Annotated in this window: 25 protein-coding genes; 14 read left to right on the top strand and 11 right to left on the bottom strand. The window is 53.1% G+C overall.

The annotated features are described in order from the left end of the window. Window positions 1-6: 6 nt before the first annotated feature. A complete protein-coding gene (locus AYK82_RS14160; protein ID WP_068317258.1) occupies window positions 7-588 on the bottom strand; it encodes a PDC sensor domain-containing protein in 582 nt (193 codons plus the stop codon). A 430-nt stretch (window positions 589-1,018) separates the two neighbouring features. Continuing rightward, complete coding sequence (locus AYK82_RS14155) at window positions 1,019-1,678, bottom strand: haloacid dehalogenase type II (RefSeq protein WP_068317256.1); 660 nt, start codon at window positions 1,676-1,678, stop codon at window positions 1,019-1,021. A gap of 542 nt (window positions 1,679-2,220) precedes the next feature. On the opposite strand from AYK82_RS14155, the gene AYK82_RS14150 reads away from it, so the two are divergent. Beyond that, a complete protein-coding gene (locus AYK82_RS14150) occupies window positions 2,221-3,090 on the top strand; it encodes a branched-chain amino acid aminotransferase (RefSeq protein WP_068317253.1) in 870 nt (289 codons plus the stop codon). Window positions 3,091-3,413: 323 nt separating this feature from the next. Continuing rightward, window positions 3,414-4,013, top strand: coding sequence for a superoxide dismutase (locus AYK82_RS14140; RefSeq protein WP_068317244.1), 600 nt, complete (start codon window positions 3,414-3,416; stop codon window positions 4,011-4,013). 108 nt (window positions 4,014-4,121) lie between these two features. Here the strand turns inward: AYK82_RS14140 and AYK82_RS14135 are convergent, their stop codons facing one another. Beyond that, complete coding sequence (locus AYK82_RS14135; RefSeq protein ID WP_156453380.1) at window positions 4,122-4,718, bottom strand: hypothetical protein; 597 nt, start codon at window positions 4,716-4,718, stop codon at window positions 4,122-4,124. A 201-nt stretch (window positions 4,719-4,919) separates the two neighbouring features. Next, on the bottom strand, window positions 4,920-6,140 hold the full coding sequence (locus AYK82_RS14130; protein ID WP_156453379.1) for an Acg family FMN-binding oxidoreductase: 1,221 nt from the start codon (window positions 6,138-6,140) through the stop codon (window positions 4,920-4,922). 294 nt (window positions 6,141-6,434) lie between these two features. Between AYK82_RS14130 and AYK82_RS14125 the strand changes: the two genes are divergently transcribed. Beyond that, window positions 6,435-6,914, top strand: coding sequence for a MarR family winged helix-turn-helix transcriptional regulator (locus tag AYK82_RS14125; protein WP_172795243.1), 480 nt, complete (start codon window positions 6,435-6,437; stop codon window positions 6,912-6,914). Here AYK82_RS14125 and AYK82_RS14120 read toward each other — a convergent pair. The 5 genes from AYK82_RS14120 to msrB form a co-directional block, all read right to left on the bottom strand. Next, complete coding sequence (locus tag AYK82_RS14120) at window positions 6,911-7,273, bottom strand: hypothetical protein (RefSeq protein ID WP_068317231.1); 363 nt, start codon at window positions 7,271-7,273, stop codon at window positions 6,911-6,913. The genes AYK82_RS14125 and AYK82_RS14120 overlap by 4 nt on opposite strands. A 99-nt stretch (window positions 7,274-7,372) precedes the next feature. After that, window positions 7,373-7,741, bottom strand: a complete 369-nt coding sequence (locus tag AYK82_RS14115) for a hypothetical protein (RefSeq protein WP_208976506.1) — start codon at window positions 7,739-7,741, stop codon at window positions 7,373-7,375. A gap of 299 nt (window positions 7,742-8,040) precedes the next feature. Next, window positions 8,041-8,376: a hypothetical protein gene (locus tag AYK82_RS18235; protein WP_208976505.1), complete on the bottom strand. Its 336-nt coding sequence runs from the start codon at window positions 8,374-8,376 to the stop codon at window positions 8,041-8,043. A 292-nt stretch (window positions 8,377-8,668) separates the two neighbouring features. Beyond that, the gene (locus tag AYK82_RS14105) at window positions 8,669-10,777 is read right to left on the bottom strand and encodes a S9 family peptidase (RefSeq protein WP_068317229.1); all 2,109 of its coding nucleotides are present in this window, start codon (window positions 10,775-10,777) and stop codon (window positions 8,669-8,671) included. A 115-nt stretch (window positions 10,778-10,892) separates the two neighbouring features. Continuing rightward, window positions 10,893-11,318 carry a peptide-methionine (R)-S-oxide reductase MsrB gene (gene msrB / locus AYK82_RS14100; protein ID WP_068317226.1) on the bottom strand — a complete coding sequence of 142 codons (426 nt, stop codon included), beginning with the start codon at window positions 11,316-11,318 and terminating at the stop codon, window positions 10,893-10,895. Between the two features lie 267 nt (window positions 11,319-11,585). On the opposite strand from msrB, the gene AYK82_RS14095 reads away from it, so the two are divergent. From AYK82_RS14095 to AYK82_RS14050, 10 genes are all read left to right on the top strand, one after another. Beyond that, complete coding sequence (locus tag AYK82_RS14095) at window positions 11,586-13,952, top strand: putative monovalent cation/H+ antiporter subunit A (RefSeq protein ID WP_068317224.1); 2,367 nt, start codon at window positions 11,586-11,588, stop codon at window positions 13,950-13,952. After that, window positions 13,949-14,368 (top strand): Na+/H+ antiporter subunit B, encoded by a 420-nt coding sequence (locus tag AYK82_RS14090; RefSeq protein ID WP_068317221.1) that lies wholly within the window; start codon window positions 13,949-13,951, stop codon window positions 14,366-14,368. Before AYK82_RS14095 ends, AYK82_RS14090 begins: the two co-directional genes overlap by 4 nt. After that, the gene (locus AYK82_RS14085; protein ID WP_068317215.1) at window positions 14,368-14,745 is read left to right on the top strand and encodes a Na+/H+ antiporter subunit C; all 378 of its coding nucleotides are present in this window, start codon (window positions 14,368-14,370) and stop codon (window positions 14,743-14,745) included. The genes AYK82_RS14090 and AYK82_RS14085 overlap by 1 nt, the downstream gene beginning before the upstream one ends. A 3-nt stretch (window positions 14,746-14,748) precedes the next feature. After that, window positions 14,749-16,335 carry a Na+/H+ antiporter subunit D gene (locus AYK82_RS14080; protein ID WP_068317213.1) on the top strand — a complete coding sequence of 529 codons (1,587 nt, stop codon included), beginning with the start codon at window positions 14,749-14,751 and terminating at the stop codon, window positions 16,333-16,335. After that, window positions 16,332-16,814, top strand: coding sequence for a Na+/H+ antiporter subunit E (locus AYK82_RS14075; RefSeq protein ID WP_068317211.1), 483 nt, complete (start codon window positions 16,332-16,334; stop codon window positions 16,812-16,814). Before AYK82_RS14080 ends, AYK82_RS14075 begins: the two co-directional genes overlap by 4 nt. Further along, window positions 16,811-17,170, top strand: a complete 360-nt coding sequence (locus AYK82_RS14070; protein ID WP_068317209.1) for a cation:proton antiporter — start codon at window positions 16,811-16,813, stop codon at window positions 17,168-17,170. Before AYK82_RS14075 ends, AYK82_RS14070 begins: the two co-directional genes overlap by 4 nt. Further along, the gene (gene mnhG / locus AYK82_RS14065) at window positions 17,167-17,493 is read left to right on the top strand and encodes a monovalent cation/H(+) antiporter subunit G (protein ID WP_068317206.1); all 327 of its coding nucleotides are present in this window, start codon (window positions 17,167-17,169) and stop codon (window positions 17,491-17,493) included. Before AYK82_RS14070 ends, mnhG begins: the two co-directional genes overlap by 4 nt. Before the next feature lie 630 nt (window positions 17,494-18,123). Further along, the gene (locus AYK82_RS14060; protein ID WP_068317204.1) at window positions 18,124-18,540 is read left to right on the top strand and encodes a Ros/MucR family transcriptional regulator; all 417 of its coding nucleotides are present in this window, start codon (window positions 18,124-18,126) and stop codon (window positions 18,538-18,540) included. A 492-nt stretch (window positions 18,541-19,032) separates the two neighbouring features. Beyond that, a complete protein-coding gene (locus AYK82_RS14055; RefSeq protein WP_068317201.1) occupies window positions 19,033-19,479 on the top strand; it encodes a helix-turn-helix domain-containing protein in 447 nt (148 codons plus the stop codon). Beyond that, window positions 19,476-20,192, top strand: a complete 717-nt coding sequence (locus AYK82_RS14050) for a DUF6456 domain-containing protein (protein WP_068317198.1) — start codon at window positions 19,476-19,478, stop codon at window positions 20,190-20,192. The genes AYK82_RS14055 and AYK82_RS14050 overlap by 4 nt, the downstream gene beginning before the upstream one ends. Before the next feature lie 87 nt (window positions 20,193-20,279). Here AYK82_RS14050 and AYK82_RS14045 read toward each other — a convergent pair whose 3' ends face one another. Both AYK82_RS14045 and AYK82_RS14040 read right to left on the bottom strand, forming a co-directional pair. After that, window positions 20,280-20,711, bottom strand: a complete 432-nt coding sequence (locus tag AYK82_RS14045; protein WP_068317195.1) for a SufE family protein — start codon at window positions 20,709-20,711, stop codon at window positions 20,280-20,282. A gap of 92 nt (window positions 20,712-20,803) precedes the next feature. Next, window positions 20,804-21,439, bottom strand: coding sequence for a DUF5330 domain-containing protein (locus tag AYK82_RS14040; protein ID WP_156453378.1), 636 nt, complete (start codon window positions 21,437-21,439; stop codon window positions 20,804-20,806). A gap of 360 nt (window positions 21,440-21,799) precedes the next feature. Between AYK82_RS14040 and AYK82_RS14035 the strand changes: the two genes are divergently transcribed. Continuing rightward, window positions 21,800-23,410, top strand: a complete 1,611-nt coding sequence (locus AYK82_RS14035; protein ID WP_208976504.1) for a sensor histidine kinase — start codon at window positions 21,800-21,802, stop codon at window positions 23,408-23,410. Window positions 23,411-23,440 lie beyond the last annotated feature (30 nt).

Genomic DNA, 23,440 nt, shown 5'->3' with positions numbered 1-23,440 from the left:
AGAATACTAAAGGAGGCCGCGGCGCTTAGCTTCTGTAAGATTGAAGTCTACACAAGCCATGCCAATCACCTTGCCTTTCATGACAATTGAGAATGAAATCTGAACCATTTCAGCACCGGTATCTGCATCTTGCTCAGGCTCACTGATCAGTAGCCCATCCGGGCCAAGTGGAACGGTTTTTAGAAACTTGTCTTCATCACCCTGCCAATAGTCAGATGTGACCATGGCCTGCGCCACGTTGAGGCCCTTTAGATCCGTGATAAAAAAGTCCAGCAGGAGGCCCTTTGAAGCCGCAATTTGCCGAAGCAGATAAAGAGAGGCTTGACGGGACATCAAATCAACAATCAACGGTTGTTGATAGTCTTCGCGTTCTGAACGCCATCGGCTGTCAAGTTCGTCTATTCTGGCTTGATCGTATGATGCGGTTTTCTTGTTTGCTTTCTCTACACTAAGCAACACGATTTCCGCAGAGGTAAACTGGCGAAGTTCGTCAATAATACCCGCTGGGATAGTGTGCTGGCTTTGCGCGGTGCCCAAGGCGAGAAAATTTATACCCAAAGCAATGAGAGTTGTTTTAAGCAATCTCATCGGCTACCTCCAAATTATACGTAGTTGTACGTGACAAGATCACGAATGTGTTGGGGCATCAAGTTGAGGGTGAGAAAGTGATAATTATCACTTCTTGAAAGATTGTTTCGAAATCTTAAGAAGCAAAGAAAAATATTACGCTATTTAGCGAAAAAACCGCGCCTTAACTTATTCCTGTTAATCAATAATGGATTAGTGTGCGGCGCATAAGTTAAGGTACAGTCTAGCCGACTGCTGTTATTAAACGGTCGTCACAAGAGAGATATTTGTGTCGCGGCTAATCAATTTCATTCTAAATCAAAAGGCGGATAACCCTTCGTAATGCTGATAGATAGTCAATACTGATGTATTGATTTAGTATTGCCGATTTTCTTGAAAAATATGTGGACGAGCCTATTCCGCTCTGCTTCACCCTTGGTTGCCCGAGTGTTTAAAGCTGAAGCAGGCTTTCCAGCTCCTTCACAGTTGCTTGCGGCGTGTTCTGCGGGTATTCCTCTGGCAGTTGGTCGCGATTGACCCAAACTGCGCGGAAGCCAAACTTACTTGCTCCGGCAATGTCCCAGCGGTTTGAAGACTGGAAGGAAACTGCATCCGGATAAACACGAAAATGTGTCGTGACCAGATCATACACTTGCGGGTCCGGCTTGTAGCAGCACACATCCTCGACCGAAAACACCTCGTCAAACACATCCTCAAGTCCGGAAGCGCGCACTGCAGCACCAAGCATCTCTCGTGAGCCATTTGAAAGGATAACCAGTCGCTTGTTCTCTTCACGTAGCTTTTTAAGCACCATCGGCACTTCCGGGTAGCAGTCCAGCGTCCAGTAAGCATCAAGCAATTGTTGGCGAATATTGCGATCAACGTCGGGAAAAAGCGCAAATGCCGTGTCAAGTGACTGCTGGGTCAGTTGCCAGAAATCTGCATACTGCCCCATCAACGACAATACCCAGCTATATTCTAGCTGCTTTTGTCGCCATACCATGGAGAAAGCGTCGGCCCGTGGCCCAAGCGTCGCAGCATGACGGCGCACAGCAGCGTGAACGTCAAAAAGCGTTCCGTAAGCATCAAAAGCATAGACCGCATGCGCCATTTCAAACTCCAAGCACTAGATCACCTCTGCTCCCTCAATTGACGCGATCTGGTTCCTCCGTCAAGAATAACCTCCCATTTCCTGAGATAATTTTAACGGTTTATGAGTGCGCATCCGTAAGTTTTGACGGTTACGCAAAAGACGATATTGGGTCGAAATAGCATGCAGGAAGTCCGTGAACTAATTATAAATGCTAATAATCTCTATCAAGTGCGCAATGGTATGCTAAAGATTGGCAGAGGATCCAGGGATATACCAAGAACAAAGCGGAGAGGGCTTCGTTTTATTGCAAACCCTTTTGGTGCGTGAGCGAAACCTTGACGCGCACGGCTTTCAGCATTGACCATAAACGTTACAGAGGGAATCTGCCAAGGAAGAGCAGCGCGTACGTAAGAACCCACTTGCTAAAACGACAAGTATCTCCGCTTTAAAAACGGTTAGACTTGCGCAAAGTGGGCGATGTCTTGCCAGCGCGCTTAAGGCGGCTTGGCAAACGACCTATTGCCAGAAAAACGTTTGTACAAGGAAAAACAAAAGTGGATATGTCAAAAACTTGGAATTGGTTTGAAGGAGCGTGGCTGGAAGGTAACCCGCCGCTAATGGGGCCGCGGTCCCATGCATTCTGGCTGGCTTCCAGTGTTTTTGACGGAGCGCGGGGATTTGAAGGCCTGATGCCGGATTTGGACCTGCATTGCCAACGTGTCAATGCTTCAGCCAGTGCACTTGGTCTTAATCCCACGATGCGCTGGGAAGATATGGCTGCACTTGCCAAGGAAGGCATGGAAAAATTCGCGGCAGAAGAAGCGGTGTACATCAAGCCGATGTATTGGGGCGAGAGTGATGGCCCTGGAGTAATTAGCGCAGATAGCGAAGATGTGCGTTTTTGCATGTGCCTGTTCGCAGCGCCAATGCCGGCGGCAGATGCCAGTTTTTCTGTTACATTATCGCCTTTTCGTCGCCCGACCATGGAAACCATGCCGGTGAACGCCAAAGCAGGATGCTTGTACCCGAACAATGCCCGGGCCATGCGAGAAGCAGTGGCGCGCGGCTTTGACAATGCCGTGCTGCTCGATGCGCTTGGCAATGTGGCTGAACTGACTTCTGCAAACATCTTCATGGTTAAAGAGGGTGAAGTGCACACCCCTTATCCAAACGGCACGTTTTTAAACGGCTTGACCCGACAGCGGGTTATTAAGCTGCTGCGGGATGCAGGGGTAACGGTAACCGAGCGTTTGATTTCCTATGCCGAGCTTAAAGAAGCAGACGAATTGTTTTCGACAGGCAACTATTCCAAGGTTGTCGCTGTTGGTCGCATTGAAGACCGCAGACTGGAGCGGGGGCCGATAACAGCAAAAGCGCGGGAGCTTTATTGGGAATTTGCTAAGGCGCAACCATGGCGCTACGGCTCTTGAGCTTTCGTCGGATCCAGCGCATGCGACCCAAGCGGAAAAACAGGTGGCCAATTGGCCGCCTGTTTTGCTTTATACGCTCGGTTTGCTGCGTTTCGCTTTGCAGCGGGCAGCAGCAAACCAAGCCGCGTCGCTGCCGATAGCGCGATCAACTCATGCACACTTTGAAAAAAAAACAAAAATATTTGCAAATTAAGCATGCGACCCATTGCGGCTGCGACAAAACAACCCTATTTTCCATCCTAGATTTTGCAAGGGACTCAAGCTGGGGCGCGAAACGCCCCCAAATTGCGCCCGATCCTACCGCAACGAACTGGAGGTTTACCATGTCTTTCACACTTGAAGATCTGCCATACGCATACGACGCTTTGGCACCGTACATGTCCGCAGAGACCCTTGAGTTTCACCATGACAAACACCATCAGGCCTATGTCACAAACGGCAATAACCTGCTAAAAGACAGCGGCTTGGAAGGCAAGTCTCTGGAAGAGATCGTGAAAGAAAGCTACGGCTCCAACCCGGGTCTCTTCAACAACGCTGGCCAGCACTACAACCACTTGCATTTCTGGCGCATGATGAAAAAAGATGGCGGCGGCACCTCGTTGCCAGGCGCTTTGGCTGCCAAGATCGACGAAGATCTGGGTGGCTTTGACAAGTTCCGTGCAGACTTTATCAATGCTGGCGTGACCCAATTCGGCTCAGGCTGGGCATGGCTTGCCATGAAAGATGGCAAACTGGTAATCATGAAAACTCCAAATGCAGAAAACCCGCTGGTACACGGCGCAACCCCGTTGCTCGGCTGCGATGTTTGGGAGCACTCCTACTACATCGACTACCGCAATGCGCGCCCGAAATACTTGGAAGCCTTCATCGACAACATGGTAAACTGGGAATACGTGGAAGAGCTGTTCTCTAAAGCCGGTTAATCTGCGTCACGCACCAAAAAGCAAAGGCCCCACCACGTCGGCGGGGCTTTTTTTGTTGGTAAGTTCGGCCTCCACTAGCTTGAGAGCTCGTTTCTGAAGGTGGGAGGCTTATTGATTGATCATTCGCTCTTGCAAAGTCGGGGTGAGCGCTGTTTTCGCTTTGCGCACAACTATCTTCCCGCTCAAAGCTGGGTAGTATTTCGCCAATGTTACGCTGGTTTGCGGGCGTGGCTCTCTTGCCACCGGTGCATGCTTCTCAACGGAAAGCAGGCCGCCCTTCTCAACAAGGTCAAAGCTGATCTGTCCGATGTTGATGATCTCACCAGCTTTCACGGAAAATGTTGGGAACACCAGCAGTGATTTCATGTCATCGCGAATATTTGCCAGCTCGCCCTTGATGCTCCAGTAATGATCACCGCATTCAAGGAAATAGGCAATATAACTCCCCTCGGGGATGACAGTAAGCGTGTCCTTGCTCACTGTGTAACGCTGTAGATCAACCAGATTGGCAATCTGCATGCGGCTGGGGTTACATGTCTTTTGCTCATAGGTGACTTCGCCGGTCACCGCAGCTTTGCCGCTTGCAGTCGCGTGCAGCACAGCCTGCTCGCCCTGTGTATCGGGCAAGGAACGCTCCGGCACACTTTGGCAAGCGCTAAGAAAAATCAGCAAAGAAGTAAAAACTGTTATTTCCAATAGTTTCATAATATGCATCCATTTAGATTTGGTTTTGCATATTTATCTTCAGTAGTGGTAAAGTCAATAAGCTCTATATTTGTTTCATTTATAGTATAAGAGAAAAGTAATTGTATTTATGTGCTGTTATCCTTGGTTAAAAAACAGTATTAAAGGTTGGGGTGAGCTCGTTTCACGTCTCACCCTAGGAGAAACTTCAACAGAGCTGCGTTAAACAACCACTTCTGCAAGTGGTCTTCTGTAGGAATAAGGCAAAGCCTCCGCGTAGCCGTAGCGCACAATGAGTGCGGGGCGATAGGCGGGAACCTTTAACCAGTTCGCTAGCTCCTGCTTGGCGCTTTCCACCTCTATCGCTTGATTGATGAGCGCGTTCTTTATACCCAATGTTGTTGCGCGCAATGCCAGCCGCTGATAGGCGCGCCCAACCGTCATATGCGCAGCAGCGCTGTCACTGCGAGAGAGTATGATCGCCAATCCGGCAGATGAGCGCACCTGAGCAGTCAGTTTTTCCGCTTCGGCATCAGGTTTGTAGAAGAGCTCAAACATCCACCCCCCGGCAAATTCGGGCATGCGTGGATTGCCCGAACACGCTGAAAACAAGCCATCTCCCATCTTCTGTGCATAATCTGTACTGAACCTCAGCCACTGCTTCAGCTCTTTTTTAAAGGCAGGATCGGAGATTTGGGTGTTGCTGGCCGGAACTGCGATCTCCAAGAAACGCTCTTTCTGCCTTGGATCTTCAATCAAATGCAAATCACAGCCACATGCCTCGACTGAGCTTTTTAGTGCCGCAAGATCAGCTGCCGGTACAGGGCGGCTATCATAAAGGCTGCGTGTGCTCTGCCGCTTTCTAATCGCTTTAAACAGCGGATCGGCCGCGGCACTGCCCTGAGCCCCAAGCTCAATAGCTACGTGAAATGCGTCGCCCTCACCAACGCCGCGGATCTCACTCGCTTTGCCCTTATGTGTTGCAGCAACACGTAGGTTTTCTGCCGCACAGCCAAGCGAAGCAAACAAATGACGGTTATGCGGGTCAACCACCGGCGTTGCTCTTGCCATGTCTGTAAGGATTGTGACGCCTTGCGCCTCTCGGCGGAAGCGCCAACTCTGGGTGTTGTGGTTGTTTGCAGCGCGGGTGGCGTGATCTACGAGAAAGCTGAATTCGTCCATTGGCTCTTCGCCTCTCTCGTTTGTGGCGCTGGGTTGGTCGTCGAGCGCAGCGAGGTCAGATTGAAAGCTGCAACCATTAACGGCGGCACCCACTGCCAGCGCCGCGCTGGCTTCCAATACAGCGCGCCGGGTTAACTTGACCGGGTGCGCCCTTTGTTGCGGCGCGACCTGCGAAGGGGCAAGAGATGAGCAGGGCTCGCGCGGGCGCAGCGGCTCTATTTGCTTAAGTGGGGAAGGGGCCATAAATCTGTGATGTGTCATATCAATACTCAGCAATCGGCTAGGGGCAAGTAGGATGATCTCCTATGGTTTCAATCTACGCCGCAGTTGGAGGATCAGGAATGCTAGTGCCCAGTACCACGCAGATTTTGCGCGCTCTCTTGGGAAAAGATGATTGAGAGTATTCTAAACGGCAATAAATAGCCGGTTTACCTGAATGATTTTGCTTGTCTGCTGTGCCTATTGACAAGTTCCTTGTCAAGCCGTTCGCTTATGCGCATCAAAGAAGGTGGCCGACGCGCAAGCACGCTTGGCGCAGCAAGGGGAGGGGGTGTTATGCAGCGCAACTCCGGCATGCAGCCGATGAAAAGCATAGCAATGACCAGAGAGCTGATCGACGAAGTCGTCGAGCTCTATACTTACTTATCAAGGGTAAGCGCCCAGTTGGTAGCAGATCACCAGATGACCGCTTACATGCGGGCGCTGCTGTTGTTTATCGCAGAGCATGAGCCGGTAAGCGTGCCGCAGATCGCCAAGCGCAAGCACGTGACGAGACAGAATGTACAGGTGCCCGTAAATGGCCTCATTCAGCTTGGCTATCTAAACACCCAGAGTAATCCGGAGAATAAGCGCTCGCCTCTGCTGTCATTGAGCGAGATGGGCTTGCGCGTTTCTGCCGAAATAGATGCGAAAGAAGCCGCTTTGATCGCCCCTTTGGTGCATTCGCTGGGCGAGCCGCGCCTTAAGCAAAGTGCGCAAACCCTGCGTCAAATGCGAAGGGCGCTGGCGCAGCTGATAGATCCTGATAGCCTCTAGCTATACCCATATTGACAGCGCGATATGATGATCTGATCCAGCTCCCCGTTCATGAAATACAGGTAAGCCTCGCACTGCTGTTGGCTGGCAAAGCACGCCTCACTGCTAACATTGTAGCTTGGCTCGTCGGAGAGCACCCGGCCGCTAACAAAAGCATGCCAGACAGTCGCTGCATGTCCCGCCGCATGGGCGGACTTGCAATCATAGGCGCTGCCCTTTATTTGCGGGATCTTTCGCCCTGTTGGCAAAAGCAACTCTTGCGATAGCGGATTGTAGCTGCCGCGCTCTGCGCATGCCGCAACGAGAAGCAGCAGGCCGATACAGGCTATCTTTAGGAACTGGGATAAATGCTGTGTCATAAGTCCGGTCCATCCATTTCTATTGTTGTTTTATGGAGGGTATTCCGGGCGCGGGAGCCATAGCCCCCGCACGTTGTGCTCGCAGACTACAAAAAGTACTTAGTCCCAATTGAACAAACCGGTGTAGTAGCCTTTTTGGCAAGCAGCGCTGTTCGTGTAGTCAAGATAACCGCGCATGAAATTCAGATAGGCCTTACATTTCTTCTGTGTGCGGAAGCACGCCACCGAAGAGATTTGCCGCGTTGGATCATAAAATGAGCCGCTGACAAAGGCTTGATAAACATTCGCCTTACCGTCTGCTTTAACGCGGATTTTGCAATCATATTGCGATCCATAGATGCGCGGCGCCGACGTCATATCATTTGGCAATAGGTAGTTGAAAGGATAGAGATCGCGTGCCTGCGCAGCGCTGCCGATGCCAATTGTGGCAGCGAGGATACCAGCGACAAAAGTACCATGGCCACTCATAATGTGCTCCCCTCTTCTTGTTTATTGTGGCATAGGCACCGTGGCACCTTTGCCATAGAGAAGAGACTGCCACATTCTTGACAAGAACGAGCTTAACTCGATAGGAAAAACTCGAGTCGTAGTTAAATATAAATTGAGAAAATATTTTATCTAGATAATATATTGGGTGTTTTTACAAATATAAAACCTGTGGTTTTGTGGATTATTTCTATAATATTTAGTGTATAAGCGCAGGAAACAGCTTTTGTGTAGCAAAGGAGCCCTGACAAGCAGGGCTCCCCATATGCACGTGTTTAAAATCAGCGGCGCAATTCACAAGCTGCCGAGTTGGTTTGCTCATAATACCCGCGCATGTACTTCAAAAACGCATCGCAAGCATCTGCGGTTTTAAAGCAGGCAACATTGGACACACTGTGATGTGGGTCGTGAAATTCACCAGTTACAGTCGCACGGTAAACAGCACCATCTGCTCTGGAAAAATTCTTGCAGTCATACTCAGATCCAGTGATATGCGCTGCAGAACTACGGTCATTTGGCAACAATTTCTCAAACATATCGTAAGCGGTAGCACCAGCAGCAGTGCTGCTAAGGGAGATAAGTGCAACTGTCCCCAAGACTGAGAGTAAACGTTTCATTTCATATGCTCCATAATGCGGCTGGCCCAAGCGAACGGGGGAACGCGTGCTAACAGCCATAAGTCAGGGGGGAGATTGCCGCAGACCAATCAGCCGCGCTTATTCATCGCCGAGCCAGTCAATAAATAACTTATGGCAATAGAAAAATAGCGTTTACTTGCTTTGTATGCAAATTAAATCGATTTACTATTACTAGTTTACTAGGAGCGATTGTGAATAAATTAGTAAAATTGTGTTTTTTGAGTAAAATATACGGCGGGAATTAGTGTATTTACTAATGCCCGCCGTGGGCTTACAGCGCCTCAGTTACTTGTAATGCGAAAGCATAAACCAGCGCCACTTCTTTCAATCGGTCAAAGCGTCCGGATGCGCCGCCGTGGCCTGCATCCATGTTGGTGCGCAGCATCACCGGTGCATCATTGCTGTTGTGCGCGCGCAGTTTTGCCACCCACTTGGCTGGCTCCCAATAGGTCACACGCGGATCTGTTAGCCCCGCAAGTGCGAAGATCGCCGGATACGCTTGCTTACGCACATTATCAATGGGCGAGTAGCTGGAAATATAAGCGTAAGCCGCAGCATCTTCGATTGGGTTGCCCCATTCTGGCCATTCAGGTGGGGTCAGTGGCAGGCTATCATCCAGCATGGTGGTCAGCACATCAACAAACGGTACCTCCGCCACAATGCCCGCAAAATTCTGCGGCGCCATATTGGCCACAGCCCCCATCAGCATGCCGCCGGCCGAGCCGCCATGCGCCACAATGCGTTCATGGTTGGTAAAACCGTTAGCAACCAGATGCTCGCTTGCCGCGATAAAATCGAGGAAAGTGTTTTTCTTCTGCTCGCGCCGCCCGTTTTTATACCAAGCAAAACCCTTTTCCTTGCCACCGCGAATATGCGCAATCGCATAAACAAAGCCGCGGTTGACCAAGGAAAGGGCGTTGGTAGAAAAGCCCGCCGGGATAGAAATGCCGTAGGATCCGTAGCCATAAAGCAGGCACGGGGCGCTGCCATCCAGTTTGGTATCGCGGTGATAAAACAGTGAAACCGGCACCAGAGCCCCGTCGTGGCTTGGCGCCATCAACCGTCGGGTAATGAAATCCTCTGCCTTATGCCCGCTTGGCACTTCCTGCGTTTTGCGTAGGGTGCGCATCCCGCTGGCAATGTCATAGTCATAGGTTTGCGCAGGCGTGGTCATCGAGGAATAGGTGAAACGCAGTGTCTGCGTGTCAAATTCAAAGCCATCCATCAAGCCAAGGCTATAGGCTTCCTCGTCAAAGCTGATGGCGTGCTCGCTGCCATCTGCCAGCTGGTGAATGATAATGCGCGGCAGCCCTTCAAAAGTCTCCAAGCGCACAAAGTGGTGCTTGTAAACACTCAGCGAGCGGATCAGGCAGCCGCTGGAATGTGCCACCACATCCTGCCAATTGCTGGTGTCTTTTGCGCCAAGCTGCTGCGCTATGGGGCTGCGCACAATTTTGAAGTCTTCCGCGCCCTGCGCATTGGTGAGGATGTAAAAGTCCTCGCCATTGTCTTCCACCTCGTATTCCAGCCCAACCTCGCGCGGCAACACCACCTGTGGGGCCTGCGTTGGCGCATCGGCAGGAATAACCAGCACTTCGCTGGTCTCGTGATCGTGAATATTGATCAGAATAAGCCGGCCGGATTGGCTGCGGCTCACATTCATAAAGAAGCCCGCATCTGCCTCCTCATAAACCAGCGCATCATTTTCTACAGCGGTGCCGATTTCGTGCCGATAAAGACGGGAAGGGCGGTGGTTGGCATCAAGCCGCACGTAAAAAACAAAGCGACCGCAGGCGGAAAACACCCCGCCGCTGCTGGTATCTGGTAACACCTCGGGCAGGTCCTTGCCGCTCGCCAGATCGCGCAGTTTCATGGAAAAGTATTCCGAGCCCTTGTCATCATAGGCCCATGCCAGCAGCCTATGGTCATCGCTGTGCGATGCGCTGGCCAGCTTGAAATAGGCTTTGCCCTCTGCCTCCTTGTCCCCATCCAGCATGATCTCTTCATTGCTGCCATCGCGGGCACTGCGATAATACACCGGATGTTGGCCGCCAGTCACATAACGCAGCGCATAGGCATAGGCGCCATCCACCATCGGCACCGAGCTATCATCTTCCTTGATCCGCCCCTTAAGTTCGGCAAACAAAGCGTCCTGCAAGTCTTTGCTTCCTGCCATCGCTGCATCGCAGTAGGCGTTCTCCGCCTCTAGGTAGGCGCGAATGTCTGCCGCCAGCGTTTCCGGCTGGCGCATCACTTCCTGCCAGTTGTCAGCGCGCAGCCACGCATAGTCATCATGACGGGTGACGCCGTGGCGCGTATCGCTGCTCGGGCGCTTGTCTGCCACTGGGGGCAGGTGAGGGGAATGAGGCTGTTCAGTCATGTAAGCAAGGTAAGAAGCTGTCCTTACTCCTGCAAGTGGGGTAAGGGCGCATTCGCCTGCTGCGCACCACTATTTCGCATATATACCGTCATTCTCTCAAAGCGGCGCTTGCAACCTAGTCTGTTGCCGGTTCAAACCGCATGGCTGTTCCATTCAGGCAGTAGCGCAAACCCGTTGGCGGCGGCCCATCATCAAACACATGGCCGAGATGGCCATCACACGCGCCACAACGGATTTCCGTTCGCACCATCATGTGAGAGCGATCCTCATATTCGCGCACCGCTCCCTCATGCACGGCCTGAAAGAAGCTAGGCCAACCGCAGCCCGCATCAAACTTACTGTCAGAATCAAACAGTGCATTGCCACAGCCCACGCAAAAATACCGACCGGGCTGAAAACTGTCCCAAAAAGGGCCGCTGAACGCGCGTTCCGTGCCATGCTCGCGCAAAACGTGAAACTGCGCTGGGGTAAGTCGTTGCATCCATTGAGCTTTACTCAATGTTGACCAGTTCTGCCCGCTTTTGTTTTTTTGCTCACCCATGAATCCTCCACACAGCCATTTCTTTTCAGGCATGCATTACGCACGAAAAACGACAGAAACCTTGACCATTCAGCCCTCTAAGGCGTGTTACCCTAGGCATTTTGCATAGCGACATATCGCGCTAGCGCGACGCATGGCGCCTTGCCCTTTGATTTATGGCTATTTATGCACATATACAAGGTCATTGCCCTGGGCGGGATAAATGCGCAATATGTGCAAAGCTTTCCGCCAAAGACCTTAGTATAACAAATAACTACGGAGTGCCCTATGCCGTTTCAAGGTGTCGAGGCAACTTTTTGGGCGCTGCTTGCCCCATTTGTTGCAGCTGCTTTCGGCCCATGGCTTACGCGCCACTTAAAGCACAACGCCGCATGGATTTTGGCGGTTCCCCCCGCGGCCATTTTCCTCTTCTTTCTGTCATTTGTGCCAGAAGTGTCTGGTGGTGCCGTGTTTCGCGCCAGTATGCCTTGGGTTCCCAGCCTTCAGGTCGAGTTTTCCGTCTTTTTAGATGGCCTCTCGGTTCTGTTTGCGCTGCTCATCTCCGGCATTGGCACGTTTGTGGTGCTCTATGCAGGCGGCTATCTTAAAGGGCACGCGCACCAAGGGCGTTTCTTCTCGTTTCTCTTCCTCTTCATGGGGGCGATGCTAGGCGTTGTTCTGGCGGATAATTTCCTCACCCTCTTCGTGTTTTGGGAATTGACCTCTATCACTTCATTCTTGCTTATCGGCTTTGACCATCTGCGCACCGCCTCGCGCCGCTCGGCCATTCAAGCGCTTGTGGTCACCGGGGCAGGGGGGATGGCGCTGCTCGCTGGTCTCTTGCTCACTTGGCAAGCCTCGGGCACCATGGAAATGTCGCAGCTGCTGGCAAGCGGTGATGTCTTGCGCGAAAGCAGCCTCTACCTGCCGGTGTTTATCCTCATCTGCCTTGGCGCTTTCACCAAGTCGGCGCAGTTCCCTTTCCACTTCTGGCTACCAAATGCCATGGAAGCCCCAACTCCGGTTTCGGCCTATTTGCACTCCGCAACCATGGTTAAAGCCGGTGTCTACCTGCTCATGCGCATGCATCCGGTTCTTGGGGATACCACCATCTGGATGACAGTGCTGCCGCTCTTTGGCGGGGTGACCTTGCTGGTTGGCACCTTCCTTGGGCTGCGCCAAACCGATCTGAAACTGGTATTGGCCTATACCACCGTTGCCTCTCTTGGCTTGTTGGTGATGCTCACCGGCACATCGTCAGCTGAGGCCATCCGCGGTGCGGTGCTCTATCTTTTTGCTCACTCGCTGTTCAAAGGTGCTCTGTTTATGGCAGTTGGCACCATCGATCACGAGGCAGGCACCCGCGATATGCGGTATCTGGGCGGGCTGCGTAAAGCCATGCCGATTACCTTTACCGCGGCACTGCTCGCCGCGCTCTCCATGGCGGGTCTGCCACCGTTCCTCGGTTTTGTCGCCAAGGAGGTGCTGTATAATGGTACGTGGACCCTTGGCAGCGGCGCCGCCATCCTCACATTGGTTGCCGTTGCTGGCAATGCCATGATGTTCGCTCTGGCGGCCATTGTTGCGCTCAAGCCGTTTCTCGGAAAGCCGGTCGATACCCCGAAACACGCCCATGAAGGCCCCATCTTGCTGTATGCGGGGCCTGTTGTTCTGGCCGCTTGCGGTTTGATTGCCGGTCTGTTTGTTGCCTCCGCCGGTCACTTGTTTGCCGATCCGATGACACTCGCGGTCTCCGGCGAGCCAGTGCACGGGGAATTGCACTTGATCCCGGCACATATCAACGCCGCGCTGTTCTTGTCGCTGGGCACCATTGCCCTTGGTATCACGCTATACATCTATCAGGATAAAGCCCGCGCATTTGCCAGCAAAACCCTTGAAACCATCGGCTGGGGGCCGGACAAAGGCTTTGACCAGTTCATCAACGCCTGCGTTATTCTGGCCAGCAAGCTCACCCGCACCGTACAAACCGGCTCCATGGTGACCTATATGCGCCTCACCTTCTCGGTGTTGCTGCTGGTGCTGTTTGTGCCGATGATCGCGACCGCCAGTTGGCCAAGCCTGATCCCGAGCGAACTGCCAAGCGTGCTGGAAAGCTGCATTCTGGCGCTGGCACTTATCGGCCTCTACGCCGTGCTTACCGCGAAAAACCGTGTTACCGCCATGGTTTCCCTCGGGGTTTCCGGCTTTGCAGTCGCGGTGATCTACTTCCTGTTTGGCGCCCCGGATTTATCCTTCACCCAGTTCATGGTCGAGACTTTGTCGGTGGTGATCCTTGCACTGGTGATGACACGGCTCAACCTGCACAACAAAGACAGCCGCGGCTCAGCTGCCAAGCTGTTTGATGCTGGCCTTGCCACCTTGGTCGGCCTCGGCTTCACGCTGGCACTGGCTGGGGTGACGCAGCAGCCCTTTGATGCCAGCCTTTCCGAGTTCTTCACCCAGTTCTCCAGATCTATTGCTCATGGCCGTAACATCGTGAATGTCATTCTCGTGGACTTCCGCGGATTTGACACCATCGGCGAAATTTCCGTGGTGATGGTGACCGGCCTGTGTGTACTGGCACTCATCCGCGTGCGCTCCAACTACACGCCGCCAGCAGATCCTGAGGCAAACAAAGCGGAGGCAAACTCATGAATACCGTTATCTTCCGCACTGTCGCCCCGTTCCTAACTGCGCTGATGCTGCTGTTCTCGGTGTTCGTGCTGCTGCGCGGCCATAACGAGCCCGGCGGTGGCTTTATCGGCGGTCTGATAGCTGTCTCCGCCTTTGCCATTTTGGGCATCGCCTGCGGCGTCGCCGCTGTGCGCCGCGCGCTGGTCATGCACCCCATGAGCGTTGCTGCAAGTGGCCTGCTGCTGGCTGTGGCCTCGGTATTGCCAAGCCTGTTCAAAAGCCAAGCGGCCATGACCAGCCAGTGGTTGGAGTTCACCTTGTTTGACACCCCGATCGCCTTGAGCACCCCCATGTTCTTCGATATTGGCGTTTACCTCGTGGTTGTGGGGGCCATCACCTCCATTGCCCTGTCTTTGGAAGAGCGGGAGAGCGACTAATGGAAACCATCCTCGCCATCACCGTAGGCGCCTTTTTCGCCGCCTCCATCTATCTTATGCTTTCGCGTAAGCTGGTGCGTGTGCTTATGGGCATTGCCATCCTCGGCAATGCGGTCAACCTGTTGATCTTCACCTCAGGCCGTCTCTTGCGGGAAGTGCCGCCAATCATACCCGCCCATGCCTATGTGCCCGAGGCGATTACGGCAAATCCGCTGCCCCAGGCACTTGTTCTCACCGCGATTGTGATCTCGTTCTCGTTCTTTGCATTCTTTCTGGTGCTGGGGTACCGCGCCTATCAGGAACTGGGCACCGATGACATGCTGGAAATGCGCGTCGCCGAACCCGTGAACGAACCAGAACCACCTTTGGGATACTGATAAATGGCTGCAACAAAAACCGGTGTCGATATTGCCGCGGCAATGATCACCCATCCCACCGCAGCAGCTGACTGGCTGCTCGTCGCGCCCGTTCTGCTCTGCATGGTCGGTGGCGCAACAACGCTTATCCTGCGCAAGAACGTGCGCATCCAGCCGCTTGTCGGCATCTCCCTGTTAGCCCTACTGGTGCTGACCAACCTTGGCCTATTTGCCCATGTCTGGCAAAACGGTGTTGTCACCATGGTTATGGGGCAGTGGCTGCCACCGTTCGGCATCGCCTTTACCGCCGATGCGCTGGGTGTCACACTGGCGCTCATCGCCTCGATTGTTGGTCTGTTGGCGGGCATCTACGCGGCAGGCTCCATCGCCGCCTCCGAGCGCCGCTACGGCTTCTACCCGTTCCTGTTTATGCTGCTCTGCGGCGTATCTGGGGCGTTCCTCACCGGCGATATCTTCAATCTCTATGTCTGGTTTGAAGTGCTGCTGATCTCCTCATTCGGTTTGCTGGTTCTGGGCAACACCACCTTGCAGATCGACGGCGCCTTAAAATACGCCCTGCTAAATCTCATTGGCACGACCTTGTTCCTCATCGCCACTGGTCTGCTTTATGGCTTGCTCGGCACGCTGAACATGGCGGACATCGCATTGAAATCCCGTGCGCTCGGCGACAGCGGCCCGCTGCTTGGCATCAGTGCACTTTACTTCCTCGCCTTTGCTATGAAAGCCGCAGCTTTCCCGGTAAACTTCTGGCTGCCCGCCTCCTATCACACACCGCGGATTGTCGTGTCGGCACTATTCGCAGGCCTGCTCACCAAGGTGGGCGTCTATGCGCTGCTGCGGGTGCTGGTGCTGCTGCTGCCAGCAGGGCATAACTGGATGCACGGGCTGATCACGGTGGTTGCTATTGTCACCATGCTTACCGGCGTGCTCGGCGCTTTGGCGCAAGCGGACGTGCGCCGCACCATCGGTTATCTGGTGATCTCCGGCATCGGCTCCATGCTTGCCGGTATCGCTGTTGGCAGCGAGGTCGCGCTGACCGGCGCCATCATGTACGCCGTACACTCTATCCTTGCCATGACGGCGCTGTTCCTCATCTTCGGCATCACCGGGAAAGATCGCGGCACCTTTAACTTGCGCGAGCTAGGCGGCATGTACCGCCGTGCCCCGCTGCTGTCCGCCGCAACCTTGATCCTGCTATTTGCCGCAGTGGGCCTGCCACCGTTCTCCGGCTTCTGGCCAAAGGTTCTGCTGGTGGATGGTGCGCTTGCCGCCGGGCAGGGCTGGTTAGCCGGAACAATCCTGCTTGCCAGTATTCTTACTGCGATCACTGTAGGCCGCATCTGGATCTTCGCATTCTGGCGCGGCGGGCCTGAGGGGATTGCTGACGGCACGCAGGGCGTCGAAACAGGTCCCGAAGCCATGCCACTGCAAGTGCCATTCACAGCGTGGCTGCCACTGGCCGTGCTTATCGCCATGATCTTCTGGCTTGGCCTGCAACCGGAGGGGCTGATGCAATTGGCCGAAACCGGCGCGCATACGCTGCTTGATCCCACCGCCTATGTTCAATCTGTATTCGGGGTGACGCCATGAACCGCAGCCTCTTTCTCCTCAACCTGTTGATGGCGATCGCGTGGGGGGCAGTTACCGGCTCTTTCGCCGCGCTCAATCTGCTCTTCGGCTTCATTCTGGGCACGCTCGGCCTCGCGCTGATCCGCGAACAAGTCGCCTTCCGAGCATACGTGTCTAAGTCTGCGAAGGTGTTCGGCTTGGCAGTGCTGTTCTTAAAAGAGCTGGTGCTCTCTTCGTGGCGTGTGCTGCGCATTGTTATCCGTCCGCGCATTGAAGACTTGAAGCCCGGTATCATTGCGGTGCCGCTGGATGTGGATCAGGACTTTGAAATCACCCTGCTTGCAAACATGGTGACACTCACACCTGGCACTTTGTCGGTTGATGTGGCGGACAACAAAGACACGCTTTTTGTTCACTGCATCGATGTGCCGGATCCGCAAGAAACAATCGATGACATTAAAAACGGCTTTGAGCGTAGAATTATGGAGGCGTTTCGATGAGTGCATTAGAAGCTTTCGCAGGCGCATATCTGGAGTTTGCTCTCCACGCGTCATTGATTATTCTGGGGTTAAGCCTGTTGCTCACCGCCTATCGTGTCTGCATCGGCCCCAATCTGCCGGATAGGGTCGTCGGTCTGGACCTCCTAGTGGCCATTGCAATAGGGCTCATTGCGGTATTCGGTATTCTCTCTAAGTATTCGCTATATGTCGATATCGCATTGGCACTTGGCCTTGTCGGCTTCTTGGCAACCGTGGCTTTTGCCCGGTTTATCCTGAACCGCGGTCTTGCCAAGGATCAGGCTATCCTAAATGAAACCAATGAAGTTGCTGAAACCAACACAGGAGAAAGCCAATGACCATCGCGCTGGATCTCCTTGTTGCAACCTTGTTGCTCATCGGCGCCGTTTTCAGCTTTACCGCCGCTTTGGGTTTGCTGCGTTTGCCTGATGTTTACAGCCGCATGCATGCTGCCTCAAAAGCCGGTACGCTCGGTTCGGGTGTGCTACTGCTTGCACTTGGCCTCTACGCGCAAGATTGGGGCGTGTTAACACGAGCGCTCGCCGGAGTTTCATTCTTCCTGCTTACAGCGCCCATCTCGGCCCATCTCATCGCCCGTGCGGCGCTCAAGGTTGGTTACAAACCCCACAAATCAACGCATATCAATGATATGCCCGAGTAAGCAGGCTGGGAATTTTTTATTCCGACTGAAAATTCTGGGCCGCTGCAGTGCAGCGGCCTAAGTTTTTATACTAAGGTATACGTTTAGGGCTAATATATCTTTTGGCTTGCTAGATAACAATTCACTCGGCTTAGTATTGCCGCAATTCTGTCGACCAGAACATATTGTTTTGACGGGATGTTTACTTTTTTCTCAAATAAGCAAATGCTACTCAGTCATATGGCGGAATTTCCCGATAACAGTTGATTATCGTGCATTTATCCAATCTGTTTGCATCGAGATTTTCAATCAATTTGTTGAATTTCCGTGCTTTTTCGGCGCAAATTCCGTTGGTTTGCCATAGCATCTCGCAGCGTGTTTTCTTCCAGATAACTACGAAAATTTGTATGATGGCGGCGCATCTCTAGCTTTTCCCTAGTAAATCTTGAAGAAGATGAAGTTTTTTTCTTGTGATTGGCAAACACCCTCTCTATATAGGGTCTCCAAGATTAACGCTTCTCCGGAATCAAATAGTTTCCCTTGTCTTCACTAGATAAGTTTGCCCTTTCTTAAGTATGGGTTTGCCCTGTTACTATATGAAAGCCGGTGTGGCCTACGAATAAACACATAAACGAAAGAATTGGGTGAAAGATGAGCGAAAACCCTGCAGATAATGGCCTGATCGAACTCACTGCTGATGTTGTGTCTGCTTACGTCAGCAACAACACTGTTGCTTCCGCAGATCTTCCGGTCCTGATTAAGGACGTGTTCTCCGCTCTACAGCAAACCAACGGTAGCACTGTCGAGCCTGAACCAGAGCCACTCAAGCCAGCCGTTCCGGTTAAGAAGTCTGTCACCAACGACTACATCATCTGTCTGGAAGACGGCAAAAAGTTCAAGTCGCTCAAGCGTCACCTGCGCACGCACTACGATATGACCCCGGAAGAGTATCGTGAAAAGTGGGGACTGCCCTCCGACTACCCAATGGTTGCGCCGCACTATGCAGCAGCCCGCTCCGAATTGGCGAAGAAAATGGGCCTCGGCCAGCAGCGCAAGCGCTCCAAATAACCACCAATGAAAAACCATGGAAGAAATTCCATGGTTTTTTTATCCCCGCATTAGCGGCATTTTCTCTCAGTTACCTGCATCAGCTGCGCTCTCACGTGCCGGTTATCTAGTTCACTAATAAGCTGCTGCCGTAAGGCAATTAGACGATTGGCATCAAAGCTCCAATGCGCCTCAGCGCCGCGAATTCTCTCCGCCCGTAACTGTCTCACAGTACTGTAAAAATTAACTAGGAGCAGGTTCTGTGCCCTAGTTTCTGTAGAGATGGTCTTCTCGTCACCTATTTTGATACTCCTTCAATAATCGTGCTCTGATAAATGAGGGGCGCGTCGGCTCTGCCTTGCAACTTTCCGAGTGGGCTTAGTCTAAACAATATATTTTCGCCGCGAATAGACGATATCGGCGGGGATTACTTATCCCCTTGTGCCGCAACTGCCTGAACATAGACATGTAAATCCATGTTTCTATTCAAATTCAGCAGATTGGAGCGTTTGCATGTTAAAGAAGCATTGCTCTTCGTTGTCTCTTCCACCTCATGCCATCATCAAAAAACGCGGGCATAAACATTGCCGCAGAACCAGTCGTCACCAAGCCGCAGCGTGGCTGGCCACTGCACAAGTTGCCCTCGCATTTGGACTAAGCCCCCAGCACCTGCACAGTCCAACGCGCGGGTTTGCCGAGGTCGCCAAGGCAAGGCAAGTCTGCATCTATCTAATGCACGTGGCGCTTGGCTACACACTGGCAGAAGCCGCAGGTCTGTTCGGCAGAGACAGAACAACCGCCGCCCATGCCTGCCGGGTGGTCGAGGATATGCGGGACGATCTGGCCTTTGACAGTAAGCTTAGTCTAATGGAAGAGCAGTTGCGCCGATTTGCCGAAGGCGCCAAAGCCTTGGGAGAGGCCAAAGACCCTGGTTTCGCCGCTCGGGAGGCCTCTCAATGAGCACACAAAACCCGGTATCACTTGCAGGGTTCCTCGAAAGATTGGCCTATTCAGGGAAGGCAAGCGCCAAGCAATTTCTTCAAGACGCGGGACAGGAGGGGAAGCAGCTCCTCATACTGGCGGAGCAGCAGGGTCTGATCCTAAGCCATCATGAATATGACTTTACCATAAGCCCCTTTGGCAAATCCGCACTGCGCCGCCTGAGAACGCTTGATGACAAGCATGCGAAGAATGTGCCCAGCCGGAAGACAGCCCCAGCCCAACAGGAAAAACGAATGATGCCCCCCGTTATTAAAGGGCAAGACACGCCCTTGGCATGGCTGGCAAGTCGTCGAGACGCGAAGGGCTTTCCCCTGATCGATGAAGCGCAAGTTATGGCGGGAGAACGACTGCGCAGTACGTTCGATCAAGCGCAAAAGCAATTATCCATCAAAAGCAACTGGTCGGCGCAAATTTCCTATGGCGGCCCGTCAAAGCATGACTACACCTTTGAAAGTCAAGCATCACGGCACTTGCAGGCAACATTTTCGGTCATCGGCCCGGAGCTGAGCCCGGTGTTGCTTGCGGTTTGCTGCCATGGAATCGGGCTGCAGGAGTTGGAAAAGCAAGAGCGGTGGCCCGCGCGTAGTGGGCGTATAATCCTTCGCTTGGCGCTCCAGCGCTTGGTCAGCTATTATAAGCAACTGGACACCTACTCCAAATCTGGGCGGTGACAAACATATAAAGGGCCCCGGTGGATCTGGGGCCCTAACGCGCTAGAGCCCTATTGCTCTTAGTAGAGTTTGGCAGGCGCGTTGCCTTTAACCAGCGGCAAGTGCAGTGGCTGCATCCTGTTTGATCCGCTGTACCATCGCTGCCAGACCGTTGGAGCGTTGCGGTGTTAAGTGTTCTTTCAAACCAATTTGCCGGAACACCGCATCAATATCGCTTGCCGCGATATGTGCTGCGCTATTGCCGGAAAATTGCGCCAGCACAATCGCTACTAAGCCACGAACGATCATGGCGTCGCTGTCGCCGCGGTACAAAAGGATAGGCTCACCATCCTCACTGCGGCTTTCTTCTTTTGCCAGCCAAACCTGAGAAACACAGCCTTGCACTTTGTTCGCGTCGCAGCGTTCGCCCTCCTTCAGCGAATCCAGCTCGCGCCCCAGCTCGATAAGGTATTTATAGCGGTCCTCCCACTCTTCAAGGTATTCAAACCCCTCAAGAATGTCGTTGATTGAACTTGCCATTGCGCTTACTTCCTTCATGCAGTTGCGCTGGTTTTACGTCAGCATGAAACGCAGCTCAAGCGTTTAGCCTTTTTATTTGCAGCAATGCGAAACTAGGGAAGTGGTTTTTGCCAGGGAATTGGCACCGATAGCTCGTTGGGACGAGTATTTTTTCGCCCAGCATACGCCGCGGCCAGCTCAGCATCAATCGCCGTGCTTACGCGCCGTACACCTTGCTCTGCGATTACCCGCGCAGCCTGCGCTGACAATGCACCCTCGTCACCGGCCCAAGGAATAGACAGGTCTTCCGCTGTCAACGTGCCATGGCGCTCGGCTTCACCAGTCGTTTGCAGCGCTGGCAAGCTGCCGGTTATCGCAGCCTCTCCCTCGGACGGTAAAACCACCGCGTCAAAGTCGTCGGCTGGAACCACCTCTATTGGCTCTGCCACAAGCCCCTCAGGGGTGTGTGGTGAAGGGCGCGCATCTTCCTGCAGATATTCGTAGACCTCTCGAAACGCCAGCTTGGCGCGGTAGGCCACGACGCTTGCAATTTCACTGCCGGTTTCACAAGTGGCCGGATTGCGCTCGCAAAAACCAGACAAATCGCTGAAAGTTGCTTGGGCAGCGCTCATAGCGTTAACTGGGTTTACGGTCGGCTCGTCCTCCTGCCCCGTTAACCCTAATGGTACAAACAGCAGGATGAGCGATAGCCAGAATGTTGTTTTGAGCAAAAAAAAGAGTAACCGCACCGGCCTATACCTAGGATTTACGTTGCAAAACACAAAGACAAACAAAAGGCGCCCCGCGCCCGGTCACCACCTTTAAAGGTGCAGTGACAGGCGAAAGCCCGACTCCCGTCCTAGCAACAATAGTTTGCCAAATGCCAACAGGGCAGCGCTTTGACGAAAAATCGACAGGCATTTTAATTGCTATGCCAAACCAAAGGTAAACGTTAACAGGCAATTTTCACTAGACTGCTTCAAGCTTCCTTAAAAACACTGGCAATATATTCAAGTCAAATTTGATGGGTATTTTATGGGTGGCGCGCAACAGCGCCTTCAAAGCCGGGGCCAATTGCAGCCATGCGCAACACGACAACTGGACAAGCTGTGATAAACACAGCGCCGCGCCTACGCCACGCCATAAAGCTGGCGTTACATTCACTGTTGCTGGCCGCATACAGCAGCGCCGCCTTGATATTGGTCCAAATCCTTTATACCGGTGTGGGAATTGGCATAGGTGACGTGGCGCCCCTTGCCGCTCTTTTGTGGGTGCCGCTTTTTCTGCTGGTGCTCGATAGAGCATGCCTTGGAAGCCGAGTTGTACTTGGCGCATCTGCTGGCTTTATCCTTGCAAGCTTGGTCGCAGGCATCAAGGTGCTTGCGGTCATCAGCGCAGCGCCGACCACACCGCCGTCTTTGCTAAACCTGCAACTGGAGTTGGCGGCGCTGGCCGTCGTCTTGCCGTGCTTTGCACTCCTTATGGGCCTTCTGGGTTATCTGCGTGCCCATTGGCAGATGCCGAAGGCGGTCGGTCAGCAGCAGAGCACGTGGTTTGCGCTAATTGACAGCCAATTGCACACGCCAATTGCCTTGCTTGATACTCAAGGGCGATTGCAGTTTACCAACAATGCGGCGCAGCAACTGCTTGCCTGCACGACCAAAAGCTATGTAAGAAATGATCTTGCTGCACACCTCCTGCGGGAGGAGACTCCGGCATTAAACCGGGCACTTCTGTTGGCGCGCAACACTGGCGAGGTGCAGATTCTTGAAACCCGCGCTGAAGCCAAGCAACACGGTCCGAGCGAAGGCGCGCGCGGTAAAACTATACATCTCACTCTCAAGATTTCTCCATTGTCATCTGCGCAAAACCCGTTGGCTGATGCCGGGTTCTGGGTGGAAATCGCAGATCGGTCCGCAGACAAGAAACGCGAGGCAGAGCTGCAAGTTGCCCTATCAAGTCTACGCGCTCAAAGTGGGCAACGCATGCAGCTGGTCGCCCGGGCAAGCCACGAGCTTAGAACTCCCCTTAATGCGATTCTCGGGTTTTCCGAGCTGTTGCACAACGCCAATGACTACAGCTTTGCCAAAGATGCTGCCCGCGAATACCTGCAGCTTATCCGTTTCTCCGCAGAGCATCTGAACAAAGTGGTCGATGAAACGCTGGACTACACCCGTCTTGCCGCGGGCAAGCGCAGGCTCAACCTCTCGACAACCAATGCACATAAACTATGTGAAGAAGTTGAGGTTTTGCTGCGCACGCAGGCAAACCAGCTCAAAGTGGTGCTCACACTTTCAACAGAGCCGCAGGTTGAGCCCTTTACTGCCGACGCTATGGCGTGCCGTCAGATAATGATCAACCTTTTGACTAATGCTATGAAGCATTCCCCGGAAGGGGGCAGGGTGCGTCTGGAAATCAGTCAATCGCACGCTCATGTGAATATGACGGTCATCGATCATGGCAGCGGTATTGAAAAATCCGAGCTCGCCGAAATTTGTGAACCCTTTTTTCAAGCGGGCTCGTCTAAACTGAGTCGCTGTGAAGGCGCAGGACTCGGATTGTCTGTGGTTAAGGCACTTGTCGATATGCACGCTGGGCAAATAAAATTCACCAGCACACCGGGCAAAGGCACCAAGGTTGTGGTATCACTGCCCACCAAGGGCCCGCAGCAGCAGGTCGAGGACACCCATTCCGCTTTCACGCAAGACAATTGGGCATAAACGGTAGCTGCCAGCAAGCCTCACAGGCTG

This window comes from Polycladidibacter hongkongensis (genome assembly GCF_001561995.1).
Lineage (GTDB): Bacteria > Pseudomonadota > Alphaproteobacteria > Rhizobiales > Stappiaceae > Pseudovibrio > Pseudovibrio hongkongensis.
The sequence above is the reverse complement of the archived record's forward strand: the minus strand, read 5'-3'. Positions and strand labels throughout refer to the sequence as shown.